This is a genomic window from Micromonospora sp. AKA38, assembly GCF_027925725.1.
Lineage (GTDB): Bacteria > Actinomycetota > Actinomycetes > Mycobacteriales > Micromonosporaceae > Micromonospora.
In genome coordinates, this window is record NZ_BNEI01000007.1 from 16557 (window position 1) to 42725 (window position 26169).

A 26169-nucleotide genomic window follows, 5' to 3' on the forward strand; every position below is an offset into this window, starting at 1 on the left:
CCATGGCGTTCCACCGAGCGGCCAGGCGACAGGTGGCGGCGCGAGGACTGGTCGACGGCGCACCCGGCGCCGGCGTGTTCGTGCGGGGTCAGTAGCGCACGGCGATCCGCCGCTCGACGGCGTCGACCAGGATCTCGCCGCCGTACGGGATGATCAACTGCGGGTCGGTGTGACCGAGGTCGACGTCGAAGACCACCACCGGGTCGTCGACGTAGGGGCCGATCGCCCGCAGGACCGCCGTCCGCTGCGCCTCGCCCCACGCGGCCCGCTCCGCGACGGACAGCGGCCGGCCGAAGTCCCACGCCTTGGGGCGGCCGACCACGATCGCCGGGAAGCCGGCCAGCAGGCCGCGCTCGCCCAGGTTCCGCACGATCCGGAAGACCTCCTGCGCCGACGGCATCTCCTCCGAGGTCTCCAGCAGCAGCACCGAGCCGGCCAGCTCGGCGGCGGACGGCACCCGGTCGGCCGCCGCCAGCCAGTGCAGGATCTCCAGGTTGCCGCCCCAGGTCCGCCCGCGTACCACCCGGGCCGGGCCGTGCCAGCGCCAGCCCGCGCCGGGCAGCATCGGCGGCTCCTCGGTCAGCGTCGTCGGGTCCTGCCAGTCGAGCGGCTCGTCGCCCCACTCGGCGGCCGGCGTCAGGTCGTACCAGTCGGAGGTGAACAGCGCCGCGCGCAGCGAGTCGAACGTCAGCGGGTGCGGGCGGCCGGGCCGGCCGAGGTGCACCAGCACCGAGCCGCCGTGGTAGGCCACCATCCCCAGCCGGTACAGGTGGTTGAGCACGTTCGTGTTGTCGGAGTAGCCGAGGTACGGCTTCGGGTTGGCGCGCAGCACGTCGTCGTCGAGAAAGGGGGTGACCGTGATCAGGTCGTCCCCGCCGACGGTGGCCAGCACCGCGGTGATGGTCGGGTCGGCGAACGCGGCGGTCAGGTCGCGGGCCCGGTCGCGCGGGTCGGCGCCCATCACGCGGGTGGTCGGATACTCCACCGGCACCAGGTGCAGCTCCTCGCGGAGCCGGCGCAGGCCCAGCTCGTACACGTGGGGGAAGAGACCCGGCAGGCCGGCGGAGGGTGAGACGACCGCGACCCGGTCGCCCGGCTGCGGCTTGGTGGGGTAACGCGGCGTCGTCATGATCCGAACGCTATCGGCAGGCACCAGCGAATTCCGCCCGGCGAAACCGCAAAATTGGGGCACATGCCGGCAATAGGCTGGGCGCGTGGACGACGAGCCGGAGCTGCGGACCCGGGACTGGCTGCCGCGCACCGCGGCGCTGGTGCTCGGCACCCTGGCGCTGGCCAGCGCGTTCATCGCGGCCTACGTCGGCGCGCTGCACAAGCCGGAACCACGCGACCTGCCGGTCGCCGTGGTGACCTCCGACCAGCAGGCGCAGGCCGTGATGACCGCCGTCCGCGCCCGCACGAACACCATCAAACCCGTCGGGTACGACAGCCAGGCCCGCGCCGTCGACGGCCTCAACGACCGATCGGTGTACGCGGTGCTCAGCTCCGCCCCGGGCGGCCTGACCCTGGCCACCGCCAGCGCCGGCGCGCCGGCCGCCACCGAGCTGGTCACCGACGTGTTCACCCAGGCCGCCCGGCAGGCCGGGGTGCCGTTGCAGGTCACCGACGAGGTGCCGGTGTCCGACGGCGACCCGCGCGGCCTGGTCCCGTTCTACCTGGCGGTCGGCGTGGTGCTCGGCGGCTACCTGGCCTCCACCGCGCTGGGCATCTCGCTCGGCACCAGCCCGCGCGGGCTGCGCCAGGCCGGGCTGCGGATCGCCACGCTCGCGGTGCACTCCATCCTGCTCGGCAGCATCGGGGCGGTGCTGGTCGGGCCGGTGCTGGACGTGTTCGACCACGACGTGGGCACCATCGCGGTGGTCGGCGCGCTGGCCGCGTTCGCGGCCGGGATGGTGGCGGCGGCCGTGCAGGCGTGGCTCGGCCTGCTCGGCACCGGGCTGGTGATTCTGCTGCTGGTGGTGCTCGGCAACCCGGGCTCCGGCGGCATCTACGCGCCCGAGTTCCTGCCCGCGTTCCTGCGCGGGATGCACCGCTGGAACGTGCCCGGGCTCGCCACCGACCTGTTCAAGTCGGCCGTCTACTTCGACTGGCGCGGTGGCGGCTGGGCGTTGACCGGGCTGCTGGTCTGGGTGGTCGTCGGGCTGGTCGGGCTGCTCACCGCCACGGTGTTCCGGGCCCGTCGGCGGGCCGCGCGGACCGGCCCGGGACGGCACACCGCCGTCGACCGGTGACCGGCCGGCACGTCCCAGAGTGCAGATCATCACGCCGTCCCTCTCCTCCGTCCGGGGCCCGCGCGGATACCATCCAGGGGAGTCGGACAGCGCTGTCCTTCGTCCTCGCGTAAGGAGCGCACCCGTGACCGACCAGCACGACCACGACGGCCCCGACGCCGCTCTCCGGGCCGACATCCGCCGCCTCGGCACGTTGCTCGGGCAGACCGTGGCCCGCCAGGAGGGCCGCCCGCTGCTCGACCTGGTCGAGGAGATCCGCGCCCAGGTCCGCTCCGACGCGCCGGCCGCCGCGCAACGCCTCGCCGGGCTCGACGTCACCACCGGCACGAAGCTGGCCCGCGCCTTCTCCACCTACTTCCACCTGGCGAACATCACCGAGCAGGTGCACCGCGCCCGCGACCTGCGCCGGCGCCGCGCCACCCACGGCGGCTGGCTGGACCAGGCGGCCAAGATGATCGCCGAGCGTGGCGTGCCGGCCGAGGAGATCGCCGCCGCGGCCCGCCGGCTCGCCGTCCGCCCGGTGTTCACCGCGCACCCCACCGAGGCGGCCCGCCGATCCATCCTGTCCAAGCTGCGTGCGGTCGCCGACGAGCTGGACGCCGAGACCGCCAACGCCATCCTCTACGGCGCCAGCGACGAGGGCCCGGCCAACCGCCGCCTCGCCGAGCTGCTCGACCTGATGTGGCAGACCGACGAGCTGCGGCTGGACCGGCCGGACCCGACCGACGAGGCCCGCAACGCCATCTACTACCTGCGCGACCTGCACGCCGAGGCCGCCCCGCAGGTCCTCGACGACCTCGCCGACACGCTGCGCACGCTCGGTGTGGAGACGTCGCCGACGGCCCGCCCGTTGACGTTCGGCACCTGGATCGGCGGCGACCGCGACGGCAACCCGTTCGTCACCCCGACGGTCACCCGCGAGGTGCTGCGCATCCAGCACGAGCACGGCATCGAGGCCACCGAGAAGGCGATGGACGAGCTGATCAGCGAGGTCAGCGTCTCCCGCCGGCTGCGCGCGGTCTCGCTCGACCTCTCCGCCAGCCTGGCGAAGGACCTGGACGCGCTGCCCGAGGTGGCGCCCCGGTTCCGCCGGGTCAACGCCGAGGAGCCCTACCGCCTCAAGGCCCGCTGCGTGAAGGCGAAGCTGGCCAACACCCGGGAGCGGCTGCGCGCCGGCACCGGCCACGTGCCGGGCCGCGACTACCGGGGCGCGACCGAGCTGATCGCCGACCTGGAGCTGCTGCGCGCCTCGCTGGCCCGCAACTCCGGCCAGCTCACCGCCGTCGGGCGGCTGGCCTCCACCATCCGTACGGTCTCCGCGTTCGGGCTGCACCTGGCCACCATGGACATCCGGGAGCACGCCGAGAAGCACCACGAGGTGCTGGCGCAGCTCTACGAGACGGTCGGCGAGGTCTCCGACTACCCGTCGCTGACCCGGCTGGAGCGCACCAAGCTGCTCGCCGACGAGCTGACCGGCCGCCGGCCGCTCTCCACCCAGGACAGCCCGCTCACCGAGTCGGCCCGCAAGACGTTCGACGTGTTCTCCGCGATCCGCGAGGCGCAGGACCGGTTCGGTCCCGAGGTCATCGAGTCGTACATCATCTCCATGACGCTGGGCGTGGACGACGTGCTCGCCGCGGTGGTGCTGGCCCGCGAGGCCGGCCTGGTCGACGTGCAGAGCGGGCGGGCCCGGATCGGCATCGTGCCGCTGCTGGAGACGCCGGCCGAGCTGAACACCGGCGGCGAGCTGCTCGACGAGCTGCTGTCGCTGCCGGCCTACCGGGCGCTGGTGGCGGCCCGGGGCGACGTGCAGGAGGTGATGCTGGGCTACTCCGACTCCAACAAGGAGGCGGGCATCACCACCAGCCAGTGGTCCATCCACCGGGCCCAGCGCGCGCTGCGCGACGTGGCCGCCCGGCACGGCGTACACCTGCGGTTGTTCCACGGTCGGGGCGGCACGGTCGGTCGGGGCGGCGGCCCCACCCACGAGGCGATCCTGGCCCAGCCGTACGGCACGCTGGACGGCGCGATCAAGGTGACCGAGCAGGGTGAGGTCATCTCCGACAAGTACACGCTGCCGGCGCTGGCCCGGGAGAACCTGGAACTGACCGTGGCGGCCGTGCTCCAGGCCACGCTGCTGCACACCGCGCCCCGGCAGCCGGCCGAGATGCTGGAGCGCTGGGACGCGGCGATGGACGTGGTGTCGGACTCGGCGTTCCGGTCGTACCGCTCCCTGGTCGAGGACCCGGACCTGCCGGCCTACTTCTGGGCCTCCACGCCGACCGAGCTGCTCGGCGCGTTGAACATCGGCTCCCGCCCGGCGAAGCGCCCGAACACCGGCGCGGGCCTGTCCGGCCTGCGGGCCATCCCGTGGGTGTTCGGCTGGACGCAGACCCGGCAGATCGTGCCGGGCTGGTTCGGCGTCGGCTCCGGGCTGGCCGCCGCGCGCACGGCCGGGCTGGCCGACGTGCTCGCCGAGATGAACAGGAACTGGCACTTCTTCCGCACGTTCCTGTCGAACGTCGAGATGATGCTGACCAAGACCGACCTGACCATCGCCCGCCGCTACGTGGAGACGCTGGTCCCGAAGAAGCTGCACCCGATCTTCGCCAAGATCGAGGAGGAGTACGAGCTGACCAAGCAGGAGGTGCTGGCGGTCACCGGCTCGCCGGCCCTGCTGGAGAACTCGCCGGTGCTCCAGCGCACGCTCGCGGTGCGGGACACCTACCTGGAGCCGCTGCACCACCTCCAGGTGGCGCTGCTGCGGCAGTACCGCGAGTCCGGCGCCGCCGGGCGTGCGGTGGCGACCGCGCCGGGCGGGCGGCGCGCCCCGAACGACGGTACGGCGCTGGAGCGGGCGCTGCTGACCACCGTCAACGGCATCGCCGCCGGCATGCGCAACACCGGCTGAGAGGTAAGGAGGGGCCCCCGCTTAACGCATTCCGCATAGGCGGGGGCCCCTCTTAACGCCAACGGTTCGGGTTACCAGTCGCCGCCGCCGAAATCGCCGCCGCCGAAGTCCCCGCCGAAATCGCCGCCGCCGAAGTCGCCCTGGCCGGCGAAGTCGCCCTGGCCGCCGAGGTCGCCGCCGCCTGGGTCGCCGTAGTCCTGGCCGTCGCCGAACCCCTCCTGGTAGCCGGCCTCGTAGCCGTAGCCCGGGTCGGCGAACGCGGGCGAGAAGAGCGCGTCCGCGATCAGCATGCCGCCGAGCACACCGGCGCCCGCGCCCAGCGCGGTCTTCCACCACGGCGTGGAATACCAGCCGGCCGGCACCGGCCGGCCCTGCATGTGACCGCCCGGGTAGTAGTAGGGCGTGTGGCTGCCCGGCTGCGGACCGGCGCGGAACGTCTGGCCCTGCACGTTGACCTCGCGCTCCTTGGTGAGCTGGCCGACCCCGCGGGCGGCGGCCAGCGGCGGCAGCTCCGGGCCCGGGTCGATGCCCATCGCCGTACGCGCCGCCCGGATGTACGCCAGCCCCTCCAGCGCGGTCTCCCGGGCCAACGCGAACTGGTGCGGCGTGCGCGCCTGTTCGAGCTGCGAGCCGGCGGCGTTGTAGCGCTCACCGGCGTCGGCCAGCGCCTGGCGCACTGCCGGCGCGTCGCCGTGCAGGTTCATCAGCTGGCCGCCGAGCCGCTCGTACCAGCGCTGCGCCTCGGCCCGCGCGTCCGCCATCTCGTTGGCCCGCCGGGACCTGCTCCCCCACCGCCAGAACACGAACGCACCTCCGAGCATCAGGACCAGGAACAGCCACAGGGCACCTTCCATGACCTCGAACGTACCCAGCTCGCGCACGTCGTACCCGTTTGGCAAGCTCTCCGGCATGAGCTTCTCGACGCTGGCCGTGGTGGTGCTCTGCCTCGCCGCCGGCGGCGCGGTGGGCTGGCTCGCGGCGCGGGCCCGGTCGGCGGCCGACGTGGCCCGGCTGGAGGCGACGCTGGCGGCCACCCGGGAGGGTGAGGGGCGGCTGGAGCAGTCGATGCGCGCGCTCAGCTACGAGGCGACCGCGCAGTCGCAGGAGGCGGTGGCGCGGGCGGTCGCGCCGCTGCACGACTCGCTGCGCCGCTACGAGCAACGCGTCGCCGAGCTGGAGCACGACCGGGTCGACGCCTACGCCGAGCTGCGCGAGCAGGTGCGCGCGATGAGCACGGTCTCCGGTGAGCTGCGCACCGAGACCAAGCAGCTCGTCGCCGCGCTGCGCGCGCCGCAGGTGCGGGGACGCTGGGGCGAGCACCAGCTCCGGCGGATCGTCGAGGCGGCCGGCATGCTGGAGCACTGCGACTTCAGCGAGCAGGTCACCGCCGCCACCGAGCACCAGGGGGTGCGTCCCGACCTGGTGGTGCGGCTGCACGGCGGGCGCACGGTGGTGGTCGACGCCAAGGCGCCGTTCGACGCCTACCTGACCGCGATGGAGGCGCGCGACGAACGCGGGCGGGACACCCAGCTCGACGCGCACGCGCGGCACCTGCGGGCACACGTGGACGGCCTGGCCGCCAAGTCCTACTGGACCGCGTTCGACCAGACGCCCGAGTTCGTGGTGCTGTTCGTGCCGGCCGACCCGTTCCTGGACGTGGCGTTGCAGCGTGATCCCTCGCTGTTGGAGCACGCGTTCGCCCGCAACGTGGTGCTGGCCACGCCGGCCACGCTGGTGGCGCTGCTGCGTACGGTCGCCTACTCCTGGCGGCAGGAGGCGTTGGCGCGCAACGCGGCCACCGTCCACTCGCTGGCCCGTGAGCTGTACGGGCGGCTGTCCACGCTGGGCGACCACGTCGGCAAGCTGGGCAGCTCGCTGAGCGGGGCGGTGACGGCGTACAACCGGGCGGTCGGTTCGCTGGAGGCCCGGGTGCTGGTCAGCGCGCGCAAGCTGGCCGAGCTGGGCGTCTCGGGCGACGAGCTGGCCGCCCCGGCGCAGGTCGAGCTGGCGCCCCGGCAGCCGCAGGCGCCGGAGTTGCTGAACGGGCCGTCCACATCGGCCGAACGGTCGGCGGGCATCGACGTCTAACACGGTCGGTATGACGATGACGGCCGATCCTTGTCACGGAGTGGTCACAAACCCATTCCCGGTAGTGACACGACTCGACACGCCACGAAGGATCTGCGTCACACGCGCCCTGTCCCCTGAAGGGCCCTGTTCTCTGGAGGAAGAGAACGTGAGTCAACCCCGCAATCGGAGCCGGCGCCCCTCCGCCGCGCTCTTCGCCTCGGTCCTCGCGGCCGGGGCCATGACCGTCGGGGGTGGCGCCGCGACCGCGAGCGCGGCCCCCGCCGCCCCCCGACCGTCGCAGCCGACCGCCGCGAAGGCCCTGGGCGCCCACGACGCCAAGCTGCTCGACGTGGCCGAGGCGAAGCACGCGCCGACCGTCACGATGATCATCGCGGCGAAGAAGGGCTCGGCCAAGAAGGTCGTCGACGGGCTGACCGGCCTCGGCGCCACCGTGAGCCAGCGGTACGACCAGGTCGGCTACGTGCTGGCCAAGGTTCCCACCGCCAAGGCGCTCAAGGCCGCCACGCTGCCCGGCGTCGCCGCCGCCGACCTCGACGAGACCATCACGCTCCCCGACCCGACGCCGGAGGCCGCGCCGAACGGCGCCAAGGCCGCCGAGCAGGGTGAGACGTTGGCCGGCCCCGGCGGGGACACCGGCGCGGTCAACCCGTACATGCCGACCAACGAGACCGGCGCGGAGGCGTTCAAGGCCGCCCACCCGGAGTGGGACGGCCGCGGCGTCACCATCGGCATCATGGACTCGGGCGTCGACCTGAACCAGCCGGCCCTCCAGCAGACCACCACCGGCGAGCGCAAGATCGTCGACTGGGTCACCGCGACCGACCCGCTCGAGGACGCGTCCTGGCGCCCGATGACCACCGAGGTCACCGGCCCGACGTTCAGCAACTCGCTGGGCACCTGGACGGCGCCGGCCGGCACCTACAAGTTCAACGTGTTCCGCGAGAACATCACCGCCGGCAGCGACGCGCGGGGCGACGTCAACCGGGACGGGGACACCACCGACGCCTGGGGCATCCTCTACAACCCGGCCAACGGTGACATCCGCGTCGACGTGAACCAGAACAACGACTTCACCGACGACACGGTGATGCGGCCGTACAAGGAGAAGTTCCAGGTCGGCCAGTTCGGCACCGACAACCCGGCCACCGACGTGCGGGAGCAGATCCCGTTCGTGGTCGAGTACCGGCGCAACGTCGACACCACCCCGGTCGGGGGCCCCGGCCTGGTCGACTACGTCAACATCGGCATCGTCGAGAGCACCCACGGCACGCACGTCGCGGGCATCACCGCCGCCAACGACATGTTGGGCAACAGCGCCTTCGACGGCGCCGCGCCGGGCGCCAAGCTGGTCTCCGCCCGCGCCTGCTCGTGGGGCGGCGGCTGCACCGCCGCGGCGCTCACCACCGGCATGGTCGACCTGGTGGTCAACCGCAGGGTCGACGTGGTGAACATGTCGATCGGTGGCCTGCCGGCGCTGAACGACGGCTCGAACGCGCGCGCCGTGCTCTACAACGACCTGATCAACACCTACGGTGTGCAGCTGTTCATCTCGGCCGGCAACTCCGGTCCGGGCCTGAACACGGTCGGCGACCCGTCGGTCGCCACCGATGTGGTCAGCGTCGCGGCGAGCGTCAGCAAGGACACCTGGCTGGCCAACTACGGCTCGGTGGTCCGCAAGGACAACTGGCTGTTCAACTTCTCCTCCCGCGGCCCGCGTGAGGACGGCGGCTTCAAGCCGAACATCACCGCTCCCGGTTCGGCCATCTCCACCGCGCCGACCTGGCAGGCGGGCAACCCGGTGCCGGAGGCGGGCTACCCGCTGCCCCCGGGCTACCAGATGCTGAACGGCACCTCGATGGCCGCTCCGCAGACCGCCGGCGCCGCCGCGCTGCTGCTGTCGGCCGCGAAGGCGACCGGCACCGGCGTCACCCCGGCCGCGCTGCGCCGGGCCGTCTACACCTCGGCCAAGCCGATCGCGGGCGTCCCGACGTACGCGCAGGGCTACGGCATGGTCGACGTGCCGGGCGCGTGGAACCTGCTCGCCCAGGGCGTGCCGACCCGCACCTACACCTCCGAGGCCGCGGTCTGCACCGAGCTGTCGCCGAACCTGACCCGCTACGACCGGGCCTCCGGCACGTTCGTGCCGAGCCCGAACGTGGGCACCGGCGTCTACAACCGCTGCGCCGCCGACCGGGGCGGGCAGAAGGCCAAGGAGAGCCGCTACTACGAGGTCAAGCTGACCCGCACCAGCGGCCCGAACAAGGGCGTCAAGCACCTGGTCGACTTCCGTGGCAACGACGGCACCTGGACCGCCCCCAAGGAGGTCTGGCTGCCGCTGAACTCGACCGTCACGGTCAAGGTGAAGGCCAAGCCGATGACCGTCGGCGCGCACGGCGCGATCATGACCGTCGACGACCCGGCCACCTCGGTCGTCGACTTCGAGGTCGCCACCGTTGTGGTCGCCTCGAACGCGGTGACCGGCCCGGCGTACTCGTTCTCGGCCACCGGCTCGGTCGAGCGGAACAGCTTCACGTCGTACTTCGTGACGGTTCCGCAGGGCGCGGGCGCGCTCCAGGTCAACCTGTCCGGCATCGCGACCGGCTCGCAGACCCGGTTCATCGCCATCAACCCGTACGGCGTGCCGGTCGAGAGCACCGCGAGCACCGCCTGCTACACCAACTTCTCCGACGCCGCCGCCTGCAAGCCGCAGGAGCGCGACTACCAGAACCCGATCCCGGGTGTCTGGGAGATCGAGGTGGAGTCGCGGCGTACGTCGCCAGCGCTTGACAACCCGTTCACGCTCCAGGCGCGTGTGCAGGGCGTGCAGGTGGAGCCCGCCGTGGTCGAACTGCCGTCGGTGACCGCCGGCACGCCGGCCCCGGTGAGCTGGAACCTGACCAACACGTTCGGCCCGGTCCAGGTGACCGGCGTCGGCGGCCCGCTGTCCAGCGTGCGTGCCGAGCGGCCGACCATCACCGAGGGCGCGACCCAGGAGTACACGGTGGACATCCCGGCCGGGACCACCTCGTTCTCCGCCCGGATCGGCAACACCGCCGACCTCGGCGCCGACCTGGACCTGTACATCTTCCGGGGCACCACCGAGGTGGGCCGGTCGGCCGACGGCGACTCGGAGGAGGCCGTCACGCTGACCAACCCGGTGGCCGCCACCTACCGGGTGGTCATCGAGGGCTACGCGGTCGCCGCGGGCGGCACGGCGTACGACTACCGTGACTCGTTCGCGTCCCCGGCGCTGGGCTCGCTCTCCGCGCCGGCCACGCCGCTGTCCCTGGCCAACGGCGCCACCGCCACCCTCACCGGTGCGGTGACCGCGCTCGCCACCCCGGCCGCCGGCCGGGAGCTGTTCGGTGACATGGCCGTCACCACCACCGAGGGCGCGGTCGTCGGCCGCGGTTCGGTGCAGATCCACGCGGTCAACTAGCCGCTGGTACGACGGGAGCCCCGTCCCCCGGTCCGGGGGGCGGGGCTCCTGCGTGCCTCCGGTGGCCCCGAACGGTTCGCCGTGGGCCCGGGGTGCGTCAGGCGGGGCGGGCCGACTCGACGACGAACGGGGTGCCCTGCTGGCAGGTGGTCATCATGCCCGGCTCGGGACGGCCGGTGACCTCCACCTTGGCGCCGGCCTTGAGCAGGTCGCGCGGGCCGCCGACCAGCAGGTGGTCGTCGAGCAGCAGGCAGTTCGGCTCGACGCCGGCGCGGATGGTGCCGCTGATCGTGGTGCCGCCGACGCCCGGCGGCGTGGACGGGCCGCCCTTCCAGGTCGGGTCGGGGCGGCTCGGGCCGGTGCTGGGTGCGGGGTCGGGCTGGCTGGTCACCGGGGCGGCTCCCGTCGGACTCGGGCTGGGGCTGGCGGGCTCGTCGCCCGGGCCGGCGCAGGCGGTCAGCGCGGCACCGGCGATCAGGGCTACGAGCACCGTCCGAGGAGTCTTCATGGTCGGTTGGACGCGTCGGGTGCCGGATCCGTTCCCGGTCAGCCGCGCGCCGCGGCGGCCTTCATGTCGCGCTTGAGCTCCTGCGGCAGCGAGAAGGTCAGCCGCTCGTCGGCGGTGGTGATCTCCTCGACGTCGGCGAAGCCGCGCTCGGCCAGGTGCGCGAGCACGTCCTGGACCAGGTCGTCCGGCACGCTCGCGCCGGAGGTCAGCCCCACGGTGCGGGCCCCGGCCAGCCAGGCGTCGTCGATCTCGTGGGCGAAGTCGACCAGGTGACCGGCGCGGGCGCCGGCGTCGAGCGCGACCTCGACCAGGCGGACCGAGTTCGAGGAGTTACGCGAGCCGACCACGATCACCACGTCGCACTCGGGGGCGATCTCCTTGACCACGTGCTGGCGGTTGGAGGTGGCGTAGCAGATGTCGTCGCTGGGCGGCGACTGGAGCAGCGGCAGGCGCTGCTTGAGCCGGGCCACGGTCTCCAGCGTCTCGTCGACCGAGAGCGTGGTCTGGGAGAGCCAGACCACCTTCTCCGGGTCACGCACGGTGACCTGGTCGACGCTGTCCGGCCCGTCGACGAGCTGGATGTGGGCGGGGGCCTCACCGGCGGTGCCGATGACCTCCTCGTGCCCCTCGTGACCGATGAGCAGAATGTCGTAGTCCTGCTGGGCGAACCGCCGGGCCTCGTGGTGCACCTTGGTGACCAGCGGGCAGGTGGCGTCGATCGCCTTCAGCGAGCGCTCCTTGGCCTGCTCGTAGACCTCGGGGGCGACACCGTGGGCGGAGAAGATGACGGTGGCGCCCTCCGGCACCTCCTCGTTCTCCTCCACGAAGATCGCGCCCTGGGCCTCCAGCGTGCGCACCACGTGCTTGTTGTGCACGATCTGCTTGCGGACGTAGATCGGCGCGCCGTAGAGCTTCAACGCCTCCTCGACGGTCTGCACCGCCCGGTCCACGCCCGCGCAGTAGCCGCGGGGCTTGGCCAGGAGCACGCGCTTGCCGGTCCGGGGAGTCGTCTCAGCGTCAGTCACCCGACCATGGTACGTGCGCCCGCCGCGCCCTCGCCCGGCCTGTCGGCCCCGGGCCGTAGGGTGGGCGGGGTGAGCGCGGGTGAGGTGGGTCGGGGCACACCCCCGGAGCGGAGCACGCCTCCGGAGCGGAGCACCTCCGAGGAGCCGTGGCCGGTCCGGGTGGTCAGCCAGAAGGTCGGCGCCTGGATCGCCCGGCTCGGCTGGGTCTGGGTCGACGGCCAGGTGGCGCAGATCAGCCGCCGGCCCGGCGCCGCCACCGTGTTCCTCACCCTGCGTGACCCGTCGGCCGATCTCAGCCTGACCGTCACCACCAACCGCGACGTGCTCGACGCGGGCGCGCCGGAGCTGCGCGAGGGCGCCCGGGTGGTGCTGCACGCCAAGCCCGAGTTCTACGCCGCGCGGGGCACGCTGAGCCTGCGCGCCGACGAGATCCGCCAGGTCGGCCTCGGCGAGCTGCTGGCCCGGCTGGAGAAGCTCAAGAAGCTGCTGGCCGCCGAGGGGCTGTTCGACAGGTCCCGCAAGCGACGGCTCCCGTTCCTGCCCGGCCGGGTCGGCCTGATCACCGGGCGGGCCTCGGCGGCCGAGCGCGACGTGCTGACCAACGCCCGCCGCCGCTGGCCGGCGGTCGACTTCCGCACCGTCAACGTGGCGGTACAGGGGTCCGCCGCGGTGCCCGACATCGTCGGCGCGCTCAAGGTGCTCGACGCCGACCCGACGGTCGACGTGATCGTCATCGCCCGGGGCGGCGGGGGCATCGAGGACCTGCTGCCCTTCTCCGACGAGGCGCTGTGCCGGGCGGTCTTCGCCTGCCGCACGCCGGTGGTCAGCGCGATCGGCCACGAGACCGACGCGCCGCTGCTCGACTACGTCGCCGACGTCCGGGCCTCCACGCCCACCGACGCGGCGAAACGGATCGTGCCCGACCTGACCGAGGAGGTCCGCCTCATCGGGCAGGCCCGGTCCCGGCTGGAGCGGGCCGTACGCCATCTCGTCGACCGTGAGCAGCACCGGGTCGACCTGCTCCGCTCCCGTCCGGTGCTGGCCCGACCGCAGGTGATGGTCGACCAGCGCGCCGTCGAGGTCACCGCGCTGCGGGACCGCGCCGGCCGGTGCCTGACGCACCGGCTGGGCGCCGCCGACGACGACCTGCGGCACACGCTGGCCCGGCTGCGTGCGCTCTCCCCGGCGGCGACGCTCGACCGCGGCTACGCCATCGTCCAGCGCGCCGACGGCCACGTGGTCCGCGCGGCGTCCGAGGTGGCCAAGGGCGATCCACTGCGGGTACGCCTCGCCGAGGGCGAGCTGACCGCCACCGTCGACGGCTGATGAGATGGGACCGATGACTGAGAAGACCAAGGACGAGCAGCTCAGCTACGAGCAGGCGCGCGCCGAGCTGGCCTCGGTGGTGGAACGGCTGGAGGCGGGCGGCACCTCGCTGGAGGAGTCGCTGGCCCTGTGGGAGCGCGGCGAGCAGCTCGCCGGTGTCTGCCAGCGCTGGCTGGACGGCGCGCGGGCCCGCATCGACGCCGCCCGGCAGCGCGCCGGGGAGTGAGCCCCGGAAGCGGTACGCCGCAGCGGCGTCGGGATGCCACTGCGGCGTACCGGCGACGAGCCGGACGACCTCCGGTCAGTTGAACAGGTTGTACAGCTCCGGCGGCGCCTCGACGACCTGGTCGGCCGGGGGCTTCTGGGCCGCGGCGGCGGCGCCGTAGTCGCTGTAGGTGATCTTGACGTCCTGCGCGGCGCTCTGGCCGGCGGCCGGGATCTTGAGCACCAGCTCGCTGAGCCGGCCCTGCGGGTCGACCTTGGCGGTGAACGGCACCGACTGGGCCTGCGCCCCGAGCGCGGTGATCACGGCCGGGTCGAGCGAGCCCGCCTCGGCGGCCTTCGACACGTCGACGGTGCCCTCGTACGCGCCGTCGCCGCTCTGCCGTACGTCGGTGATGCCCTGGGTGAGCACGGCGCTGCCGGCCGGGTCGATCTTCTCGAAGTCGAAGCCCAGCGCCCGGTTGCCCTTGATCCGGCTTTGGTCGAGGTGCTGGTACTTGCCGGTGTTGAGGTTCTTCACGCCGGGGATCTGGGTGGCGGCGGTGCCGCCCAGCTCCAGCTTGACCCAGCTGTCCGGCTTGGCGTGGATGAGGTCCAGCTTCATCATCAGGTCCGACGACGGGTCACCGATCGTCATCCGCATCTCGGCGCTCTGGCTGGGCTGGTGCACCTGCCCCTCGGCGGTGGAGCCGGCACCGGTCATGGCGAACCGGAAGTTGCCCTCCCGGATCGCGTTGGTGGAGTCGAGCAGCGCCTGCTTGGCCGCGCTGCCGGACGCCGTGGCGCTGGGGGCGACGCTGCCGGAGGCGCCGGCGCTCGGGGTCGCGGAGGCGTCGGACGTGCCGTTGCCGTTGCAGGCCGCCAGGCCGGGAATGAGCAGCGCCGCGGCGAACGCGGTGGCGCTGAAGCGTCGTATCTTCACGTCAACCTCTCCAGGTGGGTCGTCCGGGATCGTGTCCCTTCTGTTCCCTGAAGCGGCCTTCGGCAATCCCGGTCACCCGACCGGGGGGCGTCAGCGCAGCGAGGTGGCGAGTCGGCGCAGCTCCGTCTCCCCCGCGTCACCGACCACGATCACCGTGCGGTTCGGTTCCAGCAGGACGAGCGCCTGCTCGTTGCCGCGGGCGGTGTACCGCTGCCAGCTCAGCCCGTCCGGCAGGTCGGCCGGGCCCTGCGGCTGGCCGTCGCTCAGCTCGGCCGGCAGCAGCTTCTCCGCCGGGATGTTGCTCTCCACGAGCTGCGCGCCCCGACCCTCCGGGGTCAGGTACCCGATGCGCAGCGTCGCGCCGTCCGTCTCGGTCCGGAAGCGGGCGTTCACCGTACGCCAGTCGTCGCCCAGCCCGGTCGGCGCGGCGACCGGGAAGGCGTTGGCCGCGCGGGCCTGCTCCAGCGCGGGCGCCGGGTCGACGGTGACCGGCGAGTCGCCGCCGAGAAAGCCCCGGTAGAACGCGATCAGCAGCGCGATCGGCACCAGCAGGATCAGCAGCGACAGCACCATGTCCTTCGGGGACCGCTCGGAGCGGGCCTTCTCTTTCCCCGGGGGCGGGGCGGGACGCTCACCGGCGTCGGCGTCGGCGGGCGGCGCGGACGTCGACGGCTCGACGAGCGCGGGCGTCCCGTCCGGCGGGGTGGCGCCGGGCCGCACCGGCGGCTGGCCGTCGGGCGGCGTGGCGTCGGACGGTACGCGGTCGGCAGGCTGTGCGGGTTCCACCCGGCCATTGTCGCAGCCCGACGGGGAAGGTGATCCTGGCCTCCTCCGCCCCGCCGGGGCGGCGAACCTGAGATCGTGTGAGGATCAGCGACAAAACCGGCGGCACCCCCGCCGGTCCACCCCGCAACGTCGCGAGGAGGAGGCCGCCATGACAACCACCGGTACGCGGACGCCCCAGGATCTCGACCGCAATCTCGCCCTCGATCTGGTCCGGGTCACCGAGGCCGCGGCCATGGCCGCCGGCCGTTGGGTCGGCCGGGGCGACAAGGAGGGCGGTGACGGCGCCGCCGTCGACGCCATGCGCAAGCTGATCAACTCGATCCCGATGCGGGGCGTCGTGGTGATCGGCGAGGGCGAGAAGGACAACGCCCCGATGCTCTTCAACGGCGAGGAGGTCGGCGACGGGACCGGCCCCGAGGTGGACGTGGCGGTCGACCCGATCGACGGCACCACGCTGATGAGCAAGGGCATGCCGAACGCGCTCGCCGTGCTGGCGGTGGCCGAGCGCGGCGCGATGTTCGACCCGAGCGCGGTCTTCTACATGGAGAAACTGGCGGTCGGCCCGATGTACGCCGACGTGGTCGACATCAACGCCGGGGTCGCCGAGAACATCCGCCGGATCGCGAAGGTCAAGGGCACCGACACCAGTGAGGTGACGGTCTGCGTGTTGGACCGGTCGCGCCACGACGACCTGGTGAAGCAGATCCGGCGCTCCGGCGCCGGCATCCGGCTCATCTCCGACGGCGACATCGCCGGCGCCATCGCGGCGGCGCGCGGCGAGTCGGACGTCGACGTGCTGATGGGCATCGGCGGCACTCCCGAGGGCATCACCGCGGCCTGCGCGCTGAAGTGCATGGGCGGCATGATGCAGGCCAAGCTCTGGCCGAAGGACGACCAGGAGCGGGAGAAGGCGCTGGCCGCCGGGCACGACCTGGACCGGGTGCTGTTCACCGACGATCTGGTCACCGGCGACAACTGCTTCTTCGTGGCCACCGGTGTCACCTCCGGCGACCTGCTGCGCGGCGTGCGCTACCGGGCCGGTGGGGCGTACACCCAGTCGATCGTGATGCGCTCCAAGAGCGGCACGATCCGGGTCATCGACTCGTACCACCGGCTGGAGAAGCTGGCTCTCTACTCGGCTGTCGACTTCGACGGGCGCCCGTTGGCCGAGCAGGAGTGACCACGACCGGGACACCGACGCCAGCGCCGACGCTGTCGACCGGCCGGCGGATCGCCGGGGTGGGGCTGGCCACCGGCGCCGGCGTCCTGGTGGCGCTCCAGTCCCGGATCAACGGCGAGTTGGGCGTACGGCTGGCCGACGGGATCGCCGCCGCGGTGGTCTCGTTCGGCCTGGGCCTGGTGATCCTGCTGGTGCTGGTCCCCGCCACCGGAGGGGGCCGGCGAGGGCTGGCCGCGCTGCGCGGCGCGCTGCGCGCCGGCACGCTGCGGCCGTGGCAGTGCCTGGGCGGCGTGTGCGGCGCGTTCCTGGTGGCGACGCAGGGGCTGACCATCGGCGCGCTCGGCGTGGCCGTCTTCACCGTCGCGGTGGTGGCCGGGCAGTCCGGCAGCAGCCTGCTGGTGGACCGCGCCGGCATCGGCCCGACCGGCCGGCAGGCGGTCACCCCGAACCGGCTGATCGGCGCGGTGCTCACCGTGCTGGCCGTACTGCTGGCGGTGGGCGACCGGTTGGGCGACCCGGGCGCGCTGGCGCTGGCCCTGCTGCCGCTGGCCGCCGGCGTGGGCATCGCCTGGCAGCAGGCGGTGAACGGCCGGGTCCGCGCGGCGGCGGACAGCGCGGTGACCGCCACGCTCGTCAACTTCGCGGTCGGCACGGTGGCGCTGCTCGCCACGTTCGCGGTGGAGGTGGCGGTGCGGGGTCGGCCGACCGGCGGCTTCCCGAGCGAGCCGTGGCTCTATGTCGGCGGCCCGATCGGCATCGTGTTCATCGCGCTGGCCGCCGCGCTGGTCCGGTTCACCGGGGTGCTGCTGCTCGGCCTGGCCACCATCGCCGGGCAGATCGTCGGCGCGGTGCTGCTGGACGTGGTGCTGCCGACCGCCGCCTCCCACCCCGGCCCCAACACCCTCCTGGGCGCCGCCCTGACCCTGGTAGCCGTCCTCATCGCCGCCGGGGGTAAGGCGGGGCCCCCTGTTAACGCCTCCGGTAGGGGCGGGGCCCCCGCTTGACCAGCGCGTCAACAGGGGGCCCGGCCTAACGCGGCGCCGGGGCGCGCAGGCCGGCAACCATCTCGTCGACGATCCGGTCCAGCGGGGTCGGCTCGACGCCGAGCGTGGCGGTGGCCGCGGACGAGTCCAGCACGAACGGGCCGGCGAACTGGTGTGCGGTCTCGCGCAGTTCCCGGGCGAACGGGTTGGCCACGCCGGCCGCCCAGAGCACCGGGTAGGGCAGCCGGGTCAGCCGCGGCGCGGGCGCGCCGGCCCGGGCCGCCGTCCGCCGGGCCAACTCCCGCATGGTGGCCGCCGGCGGGCTGGGCACGTGCCAGGCCCGGCCCCAGGCCCGCGCGTCGGTCGCGACGGCGACCAGGGTACGGGCGACGTCCGGGACGTACGTCCAGGTGTGTGGCGCGTCCCAGTCGACCGGCAGGAACACCCGCTGCCCGGCGAGCACCCGGGGCAGCACCATCATGGCCAGCGAGGTGCCGCCGAGGCCGATGTAGTCGGAGCCGCGTACCTCGGTGACCCGGGCGTGACCGGCGCGGTGCGCGGCCAGGGCGTCGGCCCACATCCGGTTGCGGACCCGGCCCTTGGTGCCGGTGGCCGCGAGCGGGGTCGCCTCGGTCATCGGCGCGTCGACCGGGCCGTACCCGTAGAGGTTGCCGACGGTGGCGAGCACGGCTCCGCTGCGCCCGGCGGCGGTGAGCAGCGCGGCGGCCAGCGGCGGCCAGTCCGTGGCCCACCTGTGGTACGCCGGGTTGGCGCAGTTGTGCAGCGCGACCGCGCCCTCGGTCAGCGCGGTGAGCCGGTCGGCGTCACCGGCGTCGGCGGCGATCCGCTCGACCGCCGGGTGTTCCGGGCCGGTGCCGCGCCGGGTCACCACGCGCACCCGCTCGCCGCGCTCGGCGAGCAGTCGGGCGGTGGCGGTGCCGACGGGTCCGGCACCGACGATCACGTGCAGGGCCATGACAGGTCCACCTTTTCTGAAGCAGTAGTCCGAATGGAGAGCACCGCTCTCGAAAAAGAGCATGACTCACAGAGCGACGGCCGTCAAGAGCAGTGCTCTCTGTTTTGATTGCCGCTCTCGCTCGTGGCACAGTGGGCGCATGGTCGCTCCCTCGCTCCGCGCCCGGGTCCGCGCCGGGATGATCGAAGAGATCAAGGCGGTCGCCCGCCGTCACCTGGCCACCGACGGCGCGGACCTCTCGCTGCGCGCCGTCGCCCGGGACCTCGGCATGGCCTCCTCCGCGATCTACCGCTACTTCCCCAGCCGCGACGACCTGCTCACCGCGCTGATCCTGGAGGCGTACGACGCGCTCGGCGACGCGGTGGAGACGGCCGACGCCGACGCCGACCACGACGACCTGCGCGGTCGCTGGCTCGCCGCCAGCCGCGCGGCGCGCGCCTGGGCGCTCGCCCACCCCGCCGAGTACGCGCTGCTCTACGGCAGCCCGGTGCCCGGCTACGCGGCCCCGGACGACACGGTCGCGCCCGCCCAACGGCCCCCGATGACGCTGCTCGGCATCCTGCGCGACGGGATGGCCGCCGGCCGGCTCGCGCCGCCGGACGAGGAGCTGCCCGAGCCGCTGCGCGGCGACGTGGCCGAACTGACCGCGCTGACCGGGGTGCCGTTGCCACCCGCGCTGATGGTCCGGGCGATGGCCGGCTGGACCCAGCTCTTCGGGCTGATCAGCTTCGAGCTGTTCGGCCGGATCAACCGGGCGCTGCCGCACCGGGACGAGTACTTCGACCACCAGATCGCTCTGACGGCCGACCTGGTCGGCCTGCCCTGACGGCGCCCCTGCAGGGTGTTGAGAAGGGGCCCTACCTCTACCGCAGGCGTTAGGAAGGGGCCCCTCCTTACGTGCCGTCGGAGGAGTGGCCGGGGAAGAGGTGCGCCGTCGGGTCGATGGCGACCGCGGCGTTGTTGACGGCGGTGGCCGCCTCGCCGAAGCCGGTGGCGATGAGCCGGACCTTGCCCGGGTACTCGGTGATGTCCCCGGCCGCGAACACCCGGGGCAGATTGGTGGCCATGGCGCTGTCGACCACGATGTGCCGCCGGTCCAGGGCCAGCCCCCACTCGGTCAGCGGTCCCAGGTCGGCGGTGAAGCCGAGCGCGGCGACCACGGTGTCCACCGGGAGCGTCTCCACCGCGCCGCCGCGTACGGTCAGCTCGGCGCCGGTGACGTGCTCCTCGCCGTACAGCCGGCTCACCTCGGCGTTGACCACCACCCGCACCGGCAGCGCGCGGACCCGCTCGACGGTGGCGGCGTGCGCGCGGAAACGGTCCCGCCGGTGCGCCAGCGTCACCGACCGGGCCAGCGGCGCGAGCGTGACCGCCCAGTCGAAAGCCGAGTCGCCGCCGCCCACGATGAGCACGTGCCGGTCGGTCAGCTCGACCGGCTGCGGCACGAAGTAGACGATCCCGGCGCCGGTGAAGCTCTCCGCGACCGGCAGCGGCCGGGGCGTGAAGCTGCCCAGCCCTCCGGTCACCACCACCGCGCCGCAGCGGAGCTGCTCACCGCCGGCCAGCCCGAGCACCGGCCGGCCGTCGAGGTAGGACAGCTTCTCCGCGCGTACGCCGAGCAGGTAGTCGGGGTGGTACGGCGCGGCCTGGGCGAGCAGGTTCGCGATCAGCTCCCGGCCCTTGACGGCGGGGAAGCCGGCGACGTCGAGGATCAACTTCTCCGGGTACATCGCGGTGACCTGACCACCCGGCTCGGGCAGCGCGTCGATCACGGCGACGGAGAGCCCCCGGAACCCGGCGTAGTAGGCGGCGAAGAGCCCGGCCGGGCCGGCCCCGATCACCGCGAGATCGACTTCGCGCATGGCGTACCGTCACTTTCGGCCAGGGATCAACCCGTGCTGCCGACGGTAGGCGGGCCGGTGACCTGGGGCAAGGACGCCCCGCCGGTCGATCGATCGCGTCGTCAGGGCAGCCGGAGCGGCGGCGACCCGAGCGGGTCCGGCGTGCCGGTGTCCGCGCGACGGCGGAACAGGATCGCGGCGACCACGCCGCCGAGCAGCCCGAACAGGTGCCCCTGCCAGGAGATCCGCTCGTCGGTGGGGAGGATGCCCAGCAACTGCCAGCCGTAGAGCAGGCCGACAAGCAGCACCACCGCGAAGTTCCACCAGCTCCGCTCCACCACGCCCCGGGTGAGCAGGATGCCGAGGTAGCCGAAGATCACCCCGCTCGCGCCGACCACCACCGAGCTGGGCGAGCCGGTGAACCACACGCCCAGCCCGCTGACCAGGATGATCACCGCGGTGGACCAGAGGAACCGGCGGGTGCCGGCGGCCAGCACGAACGTGCCGAGCAGGATCAGCGGGATGCTGTTGCTGTAGAGGTGGTTCCAGCCGGCGTGCAGGAACGGCGAGAAGAAGACGCCGTCCAGGCCCTGGATGCGGTGCGGGATGATGCCGGCGGTGAGGTCGAGGTTGAGCCGCAGCCCGACGTCGAGCGCCTCGATGAGGAACAGCACCGGCACCACCGCGCACATGGCGACGAACGCCCGGCCGAGCGACGCGTAGAACGCGTCGGTGCCGAACCGGTGGGGGTCTCCGCCGCGCGGGCTGTCCTGCCAGGTCACCTGTCAACAGCTATCAGCAAATGCGGCGGACCGCCACTCGGGCGGACAGACGACGGCGGCGGGACACCCGGATCACCGGGCCTCCCGCCGCCGTTCGACTCGATCAGTACCAGCCCTCGCTCTGCGACTGCTGCCAGGCGCCGCACGGGGTGTCGTACCGGCCCTTGATGTAGCCGAGGCCCCAGGTGATCTGGGTGGCCGGGTTGGTCCGCCAGTCGTCGGCGACCGAGCCCATCTTGCTGCCGGGCACCGCCTGCGGGATCCCGTACGCGCCGGAGCTGCTGTTGGACGCCTTCGGGTTCCAGCCGCTCTCCTTCGTCCAGAGCTTGTCCAGACAGGGGAACTGGTCGATGCCGAAACCCTTGTCCAGCATGACCGCACAGCCGACCTTGCGGTTGCCGCTGTACTCCGCGCAGGACGCCGGAATCGGCCCGTCGTACGGCTTGGCCTTCGCCTCGGCCTCCGCCTTCGCCTTGGCCTCCGCCTCGGCGCGCTCCTTCTTGCGGTTCGCGGCGGCCCGCTCGGCGGCCTTGGCCCGCTCGGCGGCCTCCTTCGCCGCCGCCTTGGCCCGCAGCTTGGCCTGGTACTCGGCGGCGCGCTGCTTGGACGACTGCAGGCGATGGTCGGCCTGCCGTTCGCGCTGGTAGAGGTATTCGGTCCGGTCGACCTCGAGGCCGACCTGCGCGGTCAGGCCCTGCTGCTGGGTCTGACGATCTTCGCCCAGGTAGAAACCGCCGGCGACGCCCACGGAGAGCAGCGCGACAGCGGCCGTACGGGCGCCGAACCGGCTCCAGAGCCGACTCACGAAGTTTCCCTTCGTCGGAGGCAGGGACACGGCACCACGCGTGGCCGCACGGCCGCGCCCGGGTGCCGCGAGCGCCCCGACCCACCGGTCTCCGCCGGCGCACCGGCCCCCGTGGCTCCCGCCGTCGTGGCGGGGAATGCTCGACGAGGTGCCGGGTGCGAATGGGACTCCAGGCACTGGAGTTGTCGGTGACGCTCGATGGACACCATCGCGCACGGTGAGGCGGGTGGGAAACCGCAGGAGGCAAAAGTGATCTGCACCACACTTCAAATAGGGACGAAGTGGGGCATAACGACCAGTCAGCTCGGGATGTCCTCCAGCAGGTCGGTGACCATCGCGGCGATCGGCGAACGCTCCGACCGGCTGAGGGTGACGTGCGCGAAAAGGGGATGGCCCTTCAGCGCCTCGATCACCGCGGTCACGCCGTCGTGCCGCCCCACCCGCAGGTTGTCGCGCTGCGCCACGTCGTGCGTCAGCACCACCCGCGAACCCTGACCGATCCGGGACAGCACGGTGAGCAGGACCCCCCGCTCCAACGACTGCGCCTCGTCGACGATGACGAACGCGTCGTGCAGGCTCCGGCCCCGGATGTGCGTCAGCGGCAGCACCTCCAGCAGGCCGCGCGAGGTGACCTCCTCCAGCACGTTCTCGTGCACCACCGCGCCCAGCGTGTCGAAGACGGCCTGCGCCCAGGGCGACATCTTCTCCGACTCCGAGCCGGGCAGGTAGCCCAGCTCCTGGCCGCCGACCGCGTACAACGGGCGGAAGACGATCACCTTCTTGTGCCGGCGGCGCTCCATCACCGCCTCCAGGCCGGCGCAGAGCGCCAGCGCCGACTTGCCGGTGCCGGCCCGGCCACCCATCGACACGATGCCGATCGACTCGTCCAGCAGCAGGTCGAGCGCGATCCGCTGCTCCGCCGAGCGCCCGTGCAGACCGAACGCCTCCCGGTCACCGCGGACCAGCCGTACCGTCTTGTCGGGCAGCACCCGGCCCAGCGCCGAGCCCCGCGACGAGTGCAGCACCAGGCCGGTGTGACAGGGCAGGCCCGCGGCGGCGTCGACGTCGAGCGCCTCGCCCGCGTACAGCCGGCCGATCTCGTCGTCGGGAAGCTCCAGCTCGGCCATCCCGGTCCAGGTCGGGTCGCTGGCCTGACCGTGCCGGTACTCGTCCGCGCGCAGGCCGACCGAGGCCGCCTTCACCCGCAGCGGCATGTCCTTGCTGACCAGGGTCACGTCGCGGCCCTCGGCGGCCAGGTTGAGCGCCACCGAGAGGATCCGGGCGTCGTTCGACTCGTTACGGAAACCGGGCGGCAGCACGCCGTCGTCGGTGTGGTTCAGCTCCACCCGCAGCGTGCCGCCGGAGTCGTTGGCGGGCACCGGACGGTCCAGCCGGCCGTGCCGCACCCGCAGCTCGTCCAGCATGCGCAGCGACTGGCGGGCGAACCAGCCCAGCTCGGGGTGGTGCCGCTTGCCCTCCAGTTCCGAGATGACCACCAGCGGCAGCACCACCTCGTGCTCGGCGAAGCGGTGGAACGCCGCGGGGTCGGAGAGGAGGACCGAGGTGTCCAGGACGAAGGCCGGGCCGGATGGTCGGGGCTCCTCGGTGCCGGCGGTGGCGGCGGCGCTCCGCCGGCTGCGCGTGGTCCGGCGGGTCGTGGCGGTCGCGGCCGGGGTCGGCTCGGCTCCGGCGGGGGTACGGCGAGTGGTCACAGGCCTGCTCCGCGGATGGGCACCCGGCCACCCGAGTTCCGCCTCTTCCGGTGCCCGGCGGACACGGGGTCGGATGCGGGCCCCGTGCGCGAGGTCGCAGGTCCGGGCTGTCCGGCTGGCCCGGGAAAACCCCGTGCCATGCCTAGACGCTAATCGCCGTGGGCCCGCTCGGCTAGAGCCCTGGGTGGATCACCGGTGAACACGCCGGAACCGGCCGGGATGCATGCCCCCTGCGCGCATCCCGGCCGGGGCCGGAGCCGCCGGCGTCGCTCCGCCACGACGGCGGGCGGGCACGGCGCGTACCGGACGCGGGCCTCAGCCCGGCCGCCGCACCAACGCCCCGGCTCGGGGGCCGGCGGCGGTCGCGCCGAACGACGACCCGGTGTACGTGGTGCCGGCGCGGGCGACGGCTCCGCCGAGCCGAGCGGTCGCGGTGACCCGGACGGCCGGCGACCCGGTCCGTACGCCCGGCGCGTCGGGGCGGGCGGTGACCGCGGCGGGCACGGCGGTGCCGGCGAACGGCGCGCCGGTACGCCCGACCGAGGTCACCACCGTCGGGGCGGGCGCGGCCAGCGCCGAGGCGATGACGGCCTGCGCCTCCCGACGCCGACGGTTCCAGGCGCCCCGGTCACCGTCGAAGTAGCCCTGCCGGTAGCCGAACCGGTAGCCGATCCGATAGCTGAGCTGGCCGTGCAGCCGGCCGGCTGCGTAGCAGGTGGAGCCGAGCACCAGGACGAGGACGACGGCGAGAAAAGGGCTCACCGGGCCACCTCCGCCGCCCGGCTCATCGCTCGTCCGCCCCGGGCAGCGGATCGACCACCAGTAACCGCTCCAGATCGGCGGTGCTGACCTCCTCGACCAACTCCACACTGATCCGGCAGCCGTCGAGGATCACCTCGGCCACCGAGGCCCGGCGGATCTCGCCACCGGAGTCGTAGACCCGCACGCTCAACTCGGGGCAGCCGAGGTGGGTCCGCCAGGCGTCCCACTCCTCCCGGTCGCCGACGTTGAGCGAGAGGTAGCGGCAGCCCCGGGCGAGGTAGAGGCGCCAGGGCGCGCTCAACCCGGCGGAGACGCCGTCCGCGATCAGTCCGAAGGCCTGGGCGCGGGTCGCGAGTTCGGTCACGACGCCCCCTCCGCACCGGCGGAGTGACGCATGTGAGCACTTGTCGTCTCAAGCACGTGACACAACGTAAGTTGTCTCATGGGCGTGACAGTATCAGCTTTTCGTCCGCTTGCCGCCGTACCGGTGTCTATCTATCCTGCCCGGGTGACACCCCTCAACAGCGGTTCTGGAGCGTTGATCGGCAGCCACCCACCGGCGTCACGTCGGCGTGACACCAGCGCGCCGAGCCACCCCGGCGCGAGCGACTGGTCGTACCGTCACGGGGTGAGCGAGACGGCCAATGCACGGAAGATCTCCTTTGCCACCTTCGTCCGCCGCGCGCTGGACGACGCCCGCGCCATGCGCGCGTGGAGCGGCACCGAGGTCTCCCGGCGCACCGGCGTCTCCCGCCAGACCATCAACCGCTGGGTGCGCGGCGACTGGGCGAGCGACCCCGAGGCCGAGCGGGTGGTCGCGTTCTGCGAGGGGCTCGGGCTCGATCCGACCACCGCGTTCACCGCGCTCGGCTGGGACCGGACGACCGGCCCCCGCGCCGCCCCCACGCCGCCCCCGATGGACCCGGACGTCGAGGCGCTGCTGCGCCGACTTGTCGACCCGAACGTCTCCGACGCGGAGAAGTTCCACATCCGGGAAACCATTCGTTACCTCGCATATCGCCCGACACTGCCAGCGAATGTCCGAAATAGGGGTAAACAGGCCGGGTAGTTCTCAGATGGCGAAAGAACGGAAAGGCAGTACCGATCGTTTCGCCTCGGGGCCGGATCGGACCGGCTAGCGTCCACGTTTGTACTGCTAAGGGCTCGTCGTCGGCGGGGGGACGGGACACAGCCGAACCCAGCCCTGCGGGACAGAAGGAGGGGTCTGTCCATGACCCTGAAATGGTTGGCAGTCGTGGTCGCGGTGGTGTCGGTGACATCGTGCGTGACCGGCAACGTGGTGGTCGGCGTGCTGGACGGCGGGCAGCTTCCCCTGGTCGTCAATCTCCTCGCGCTCACCACCACCGGCACGGCGGTGATCCTCGCCGTCGTGGCCGAGTTGCACGACCGGCTCAACGACCGGGTCAGCGCGCTCACCGAGTTCCTGGTGGCGCGACTCAACGAGATCGAGGCGCACACCGGCGACCGGAACACCGGCTTCGTGGAGGGGTACCTGCTCAGCCACGGGCAGGAGGCGGCCGTGGTGCCGTTCGGGCGCCGAGGACGGGGAGCCGCCGAACGCTGAACTCCCGCGTCGTCCCGACGTCACATCTCGGCCACGAATACGCCGCCCGGCGCGGGGTACGCTG

24 protein-coding genes are annotated in these 26169 nt (G+C 73.1%); 11 read left to right on the forward strand and 13 right to left on the reverse strand.

The features are described from left to right. Window positions 1-88: 88 nt before the first annotated feature. Window positions 89-1129, reverse strand: coding sequence for a S66 family peptidase (locus TPA0908_RS27245; protein ID WP_281942774.1), 1041 nt, complete (start codon window positions 1127-1129; stop codon window positions 89-91). Window positions 1130-1214: 85 nt separating this feature from the next. Between TPA0908_RS27245 and TPA0908_RS27250 the strand changes: the two genes are divergently transcribed. Both TPA0908_RS27250 and ppc read left to right on the forward strand, forming a co-directional pair. Then, a complete protein-coding gene (locus tag TPA0908_RS27250; RefSeq protein WP_281942776.1) occupies window positions 1215-2249 on the forward strand; it encodes a hypothetical protein in 1035 nt (344 codons plus the stop codon). A 124-nt stretch (window positions 2250-2373) separates the two neighbouring features. After that, a complete protein-coding gene (gene ppc, locus TPA0908_RS27255) occupies window positions 2374-5160 on the forward strand; it encodes a phosphoenolpyruvate carboxylase (protein WP_281942778.1) in 2787 nt (928 codons plus the stop codon). 71 nt (window positions 5161-5231) lie between these two features. Here ppc and TPA0908_RS27260 read toward each other — a convergent pair whose 3' ends face one another. After that, window positions 5232-6014: a hypothetical protein gene (locus TPA0908_RS27260; protein ID WP_281942780.1), complete on the reverse strand. Its 783-nt coding sequence runs from the start codon at window positions 6012-6014 to the stop codon at window positions 5232-5234. A 55-nt stretch (window positions 6015-6069) separates the two neighbouring features. Here TPA0908_RS27260 and rmuC point away from each other — a divergent pair, with 55 nt between their 5' ends. Further along, window positions 6070-7248, forward strand: a complete 1179-nt coding sequence (gene rmuC / locus TPA0908_RS27265) for a DNA recombination protein RmuC (protein WP_281942782.1) — start codon at window positions 6070-6072, stop codon at window positions 7246-7248. Between the two features lie 148 nt (window positions 7249-7396). Continuing rightward, a complete protein-coding gene (locus TPA0908_RS27270) occupies window positions 7397-10690 on the forward strand; it encodes a S8 family serine peptidase (protein WP_281942784.1) in 3294 nt (1097 codons plus the stop codon). Between the two features lie 97 nt (window positions 10691-10787). Here the strand turns inward: TPA0908_RS27270 and TPA0908_RS27275 are convergent, their stop codons facing one another. Continuing rightward, complete coding sequence (locus tag TPA0908_RS27275) at window positions 10788-11198, reverse strand: hypothetical protein (protein WP_281942786.1); 411 nt, start codon at window positions 11196-11198, stop codon at window positions 10788-10790. Between the two features lie 38 nt (window positions 11199-11236). Beyond that, window positions 11237-12223, reverse strand: coding sequence for a 4-hydroxy-3-methylbut-2-enyl diphosphate reductase (locus tag TPA0908_RS27280; protein WP_281942788.1), 987 nt, complete (start codon window positions 12221-12223; stop codon window positions 11237-11239). 69 nt (window positions 12224-12292) lie between these two features. Here TPA0908_RS27280 and xseA point away from each other — a divergent pair, with 69 nt between their 5' ends. Next, window positions 12293-13549, forward strand: a complete 1257-nt coding sequence (xseA, locus tag TPA0908_RS27285) for an exodeoxyribonuclease VII large subunit (protein ID WP_374709263.1) — start codon at window positions 12293-12295, stop codon at window positions 13547-13549. 13 nt (window positions 13550-13562) lie between these two features. Further along, window positions 13563-13775, forward strand: coding sequence for an exodeoxyribonuclease VII small subunit (locus tag TPA0908_RS27290; protein ID WP_281942790.1), 213 nt, complete (start codon window positions 13563-13565; stop codon window positions 13773-13775). 75 nt (window positions 13776-13850) lie between these two features. On the opposite strand, the gene TPA0908_RS27295 is transcribed toward TPA0908_RS27290, so the two are convergent. Beyond that, the gene (locus tag TPA0908_RS27295) at window positions 13851-14693 is read right to left on the reverse strand and encodes a hypothetical protein (protein WP_281942792.1); all 843 of its coding nucleotides are present in this window, start codon (window positions 14691-14693) and stop codon (window positions 13851-13853) included. A 90-nt stretch (window positions 14694-14783) separates the two neighbouring features. Beyond that, window positions 14784-15479 (reverse strand): DUF4245 domain-containing protein, encoded by a 696-nt coding sequence (locus TPA0908_RS27300; RefSeq protein WP_281942794.1) that lies wholly within the window; start codon window positions 15477-15479, stop codon window positions 14784-14786. A 148-nt stretch (window positions 15480-15627) separates the two neighbouring features. Between TPA0908_RS27300 and glpX the strand changes: the two genes are divergently transcribed. Together glpX and TPA0908_RS27310 are read left to right on the forward strand one after the other, a co-directional pair. After that, complete coding sequence (glpX, locus tag TPA0908_RS27305; protein WP_107162337.1) at window positions 15628-16659, forward strand: class II fructose-bisphosphatase; 1032 nt, start codon at window positions 15628-15630, stop codon at window positions 16657-16659. Beyond that, window positions 16656-17663 carry a DMT family transporter gene (locus tag TPA0908_RS27310; protein ID WP_281942797.1) on the forward strand — a complete coding sequence of 336 codons (1008 nt, stop codon included), beginning with the start codon at window positions 16656-16658 and terminating at the stop codon, window positions 17661-17663. Before glpX ends, TPA0908_RS27310 begins: the two co-directional genes overlap by 4 nt. Before the next feature lie 25 nt (window positions 17664-17688). On the opposite strand, the gene TPA0908_RS27315 is transcribed toward TPA0908_RS27310, so the two are convergent. Further along, window positions 17689-18618 (reverse strand): NAD-dependent epimerase/dehydratase family protein, encoded by a 930-nt coding sequence (locus TPA0908_RS27315; protein ID WP_281942799.1) that lies wholly within the window; start codon window positions 18616-18618, stop codon window positions 17689-17691. Between the two features lie 139 nt (window positions 18619-18757). Between TPA0908_RS27315 and TPA0908_RS27320 the strand changes: the two genes are divergently transcribed. Then, complete coding sequence (locus TPA0908_RS27320; RefSeq protein ID WP_281942801.1) at window positions 18758-19444, forward strand: TetR/AcrR family transcriptional regulator; 687 nt, start codon at window positions 18758-18760, stop codon at window positions 19442-19444. Window positions 19445-19511: 67 nt separating this feature from the next. Here TPA0908_RS27320 and TPA0908_RS27325 read toward each other — a convergent pair whose 3' ends face one another. The 6 genes from TPA0908_RS27325 to TPA0908_RS27350 form a co-directional block, all read right to left on the reverse strand. Continuing rightward, complete coding sequence (locus TPA0908_RS27325) at window positions 19512-20480, reverse strand: NAD(P)/FAD-dependent oxidoreductase (RefSeq protein ID WP_281942803.1); 969 nt, start codon at window positions 20478-20480, stop codon at window positions 19512-19514. Window positions 20481-20581: 101 nt separating this feature from the next. Next, window positions 20582-21241, reverse strand: a complete 660-nt coding sequence (locus tag TPA0908_RS27330) for a rhomboid family intramembrane serine protease (protein WP_281942805.1) — start codon at window positions 21239-21241, stop codon at window positions 20582-20584. Window positions 21242-21344: 103 nt separating this feature from the next. Continuing rightward, entirely contained in the window at window positions 21345-22046 is a 702-nt protein-coding gene (locus TPA0908_RS27335; protein WP_281942807.1) for an aggregation-promoting factor C-terminal-like domain-containing protein, read from the reverse strand. Window positions 22047-22345: 299 nt separating this feature from the next. Then, window positions 22346-23758 carry a PhoH family protein gene (locus tag TPA0908_RS27340; RefSeq protein WP_281942809.1) on the reverse strand — a complete coding sequence of 471 codons (1413 nt, stop codon included), beginning with the start codon at window positions 23756-23758 and terminating at the stop codon, window positions 22346-22348. Window positions 23759-24073: 315 nt separating this feature from the next. Next, window positions 24074-24520, reverse strand: a complete 447-nt coding sequence (locus TPA0908_RS27345; protein ID WP_281942811.1) for a hypothetical protein — start codon at window positions 24518-24520, stop codon at window positions 24074-24076. Window positions 24521-24542: 22 nt separating this feature from the next. Continuing rightward, window positions 24543-24884, reverse strand: a complete 342-nt coding sequence (locus tag TPA0908_RS27350; RefSeq protein WP_107162328.1) for a hypothetical protein — start codon at window positions 24882-24884, stop codon at window positions 24543-24545. A gap of 264 nt (window positions 24885-25148) precedes the next feature. On the opposite strand from TPA0908_RS27350, the gene TPA0908_RS27355 reads away from it, so the two are divergent. Both TPA0908_RS27355 and TPA0908_RS27360 read left to right on the forward strand, forming a co-directional pair. Continuing rightward, complete coding sequence (locus TPA0908_RS27355) at window positions 25149-25589, forward strand: XRE family transcriptional regulator (protein ID WP_281942814.1); 441 nt, start codon at window positions 25149-25151, stop codon at window positions 25587-25589. Window positions 25590-25751: 162 nt separating this feature from the next. Beyond that, the gene (locus TPA0908_RS27360; RefSeq protein ID WP_107162326.1) at window positions 25752-26105 is read left to right on the forward strand and encodes a hypothetical protein; all 354 of its coding nucleotides are present in this window, start codon (window positions 25752-25754) and stop codon (window positions 26103-26105) included. Window positions 26106-26169 lie beyond the last annotated feature (64 nt).

Coding starts and splice junctions, on each gene's coding strand:
- TPA0908_RS27325 (WP_281942803.1), bottom strand. CDS start 20,480: ATGCGCGAAGTCGATCTCGCGGTGATCGGGGCCGGCCCGGCCGGGCTC.
- TPA0908_RS27245 (WP_281942774.1), bottom strand. CDS start 1,129: ATGACGACGCCGCGTTACCCCACCAAGCCGCAGCCGGGCGACCGGGTC.
- rmuC (WP_281942782.1), top strand. CDS start 6,070: ATGAGCTTCTCGACGCTGGCCGTGGTGGTGCTCTGCCTCGCCGCCGGC.
- TPA0908_RS27275 (WP_281942786.1), bottom strand. CDS start 11,198: ATGAAGACTCCTCGGACGGTGCTCGTAGCCCTGATCGCCGGTGCCGCG.
- glpX (WP_107162337.1), top strand. CDS start 15,628: ATGACAACCACCGGTACGCGGACGCCCCAGGATCTCGACCGCAATCTC.
- TPA0908_RS27360 (WP_107162326.1), top strand. CDS start 25,752: ATGACCCTGAAATGGTTGGCAGTCGTGGTCGCGGTGGTGTCGGTGACA.
- TPA0908_RS27290 (WP_281942790.1), top strand. CDS start 13,563: ATGACTGAGAAGACCAAGGACGAGCAGCTCAGCTACGAGCAGGCGCGC.
- TPA0908_RS27320 (WP_281942801.1), top strand. CDS start 18,758: ATGGTCGCTCCCTCGCTCCGCGCCCGGGTCCGCGCCGGGATGATCGAA.
- TPA0908_RS27260 (WP_281942780.1), bottom strand. CDS start 6,014: ATGGAAGGTGCCCTGTGGCTGTTCCTGGTCCTGATGCTCGGAGGTGCG.
- TPA0908_RS27315 (WP_281942799.1), bottom strand. CDS start 18,618: ATGGCCCTGCACGTGATCGTCGGTGCCGGACCCGTCGGCACCGCCACC.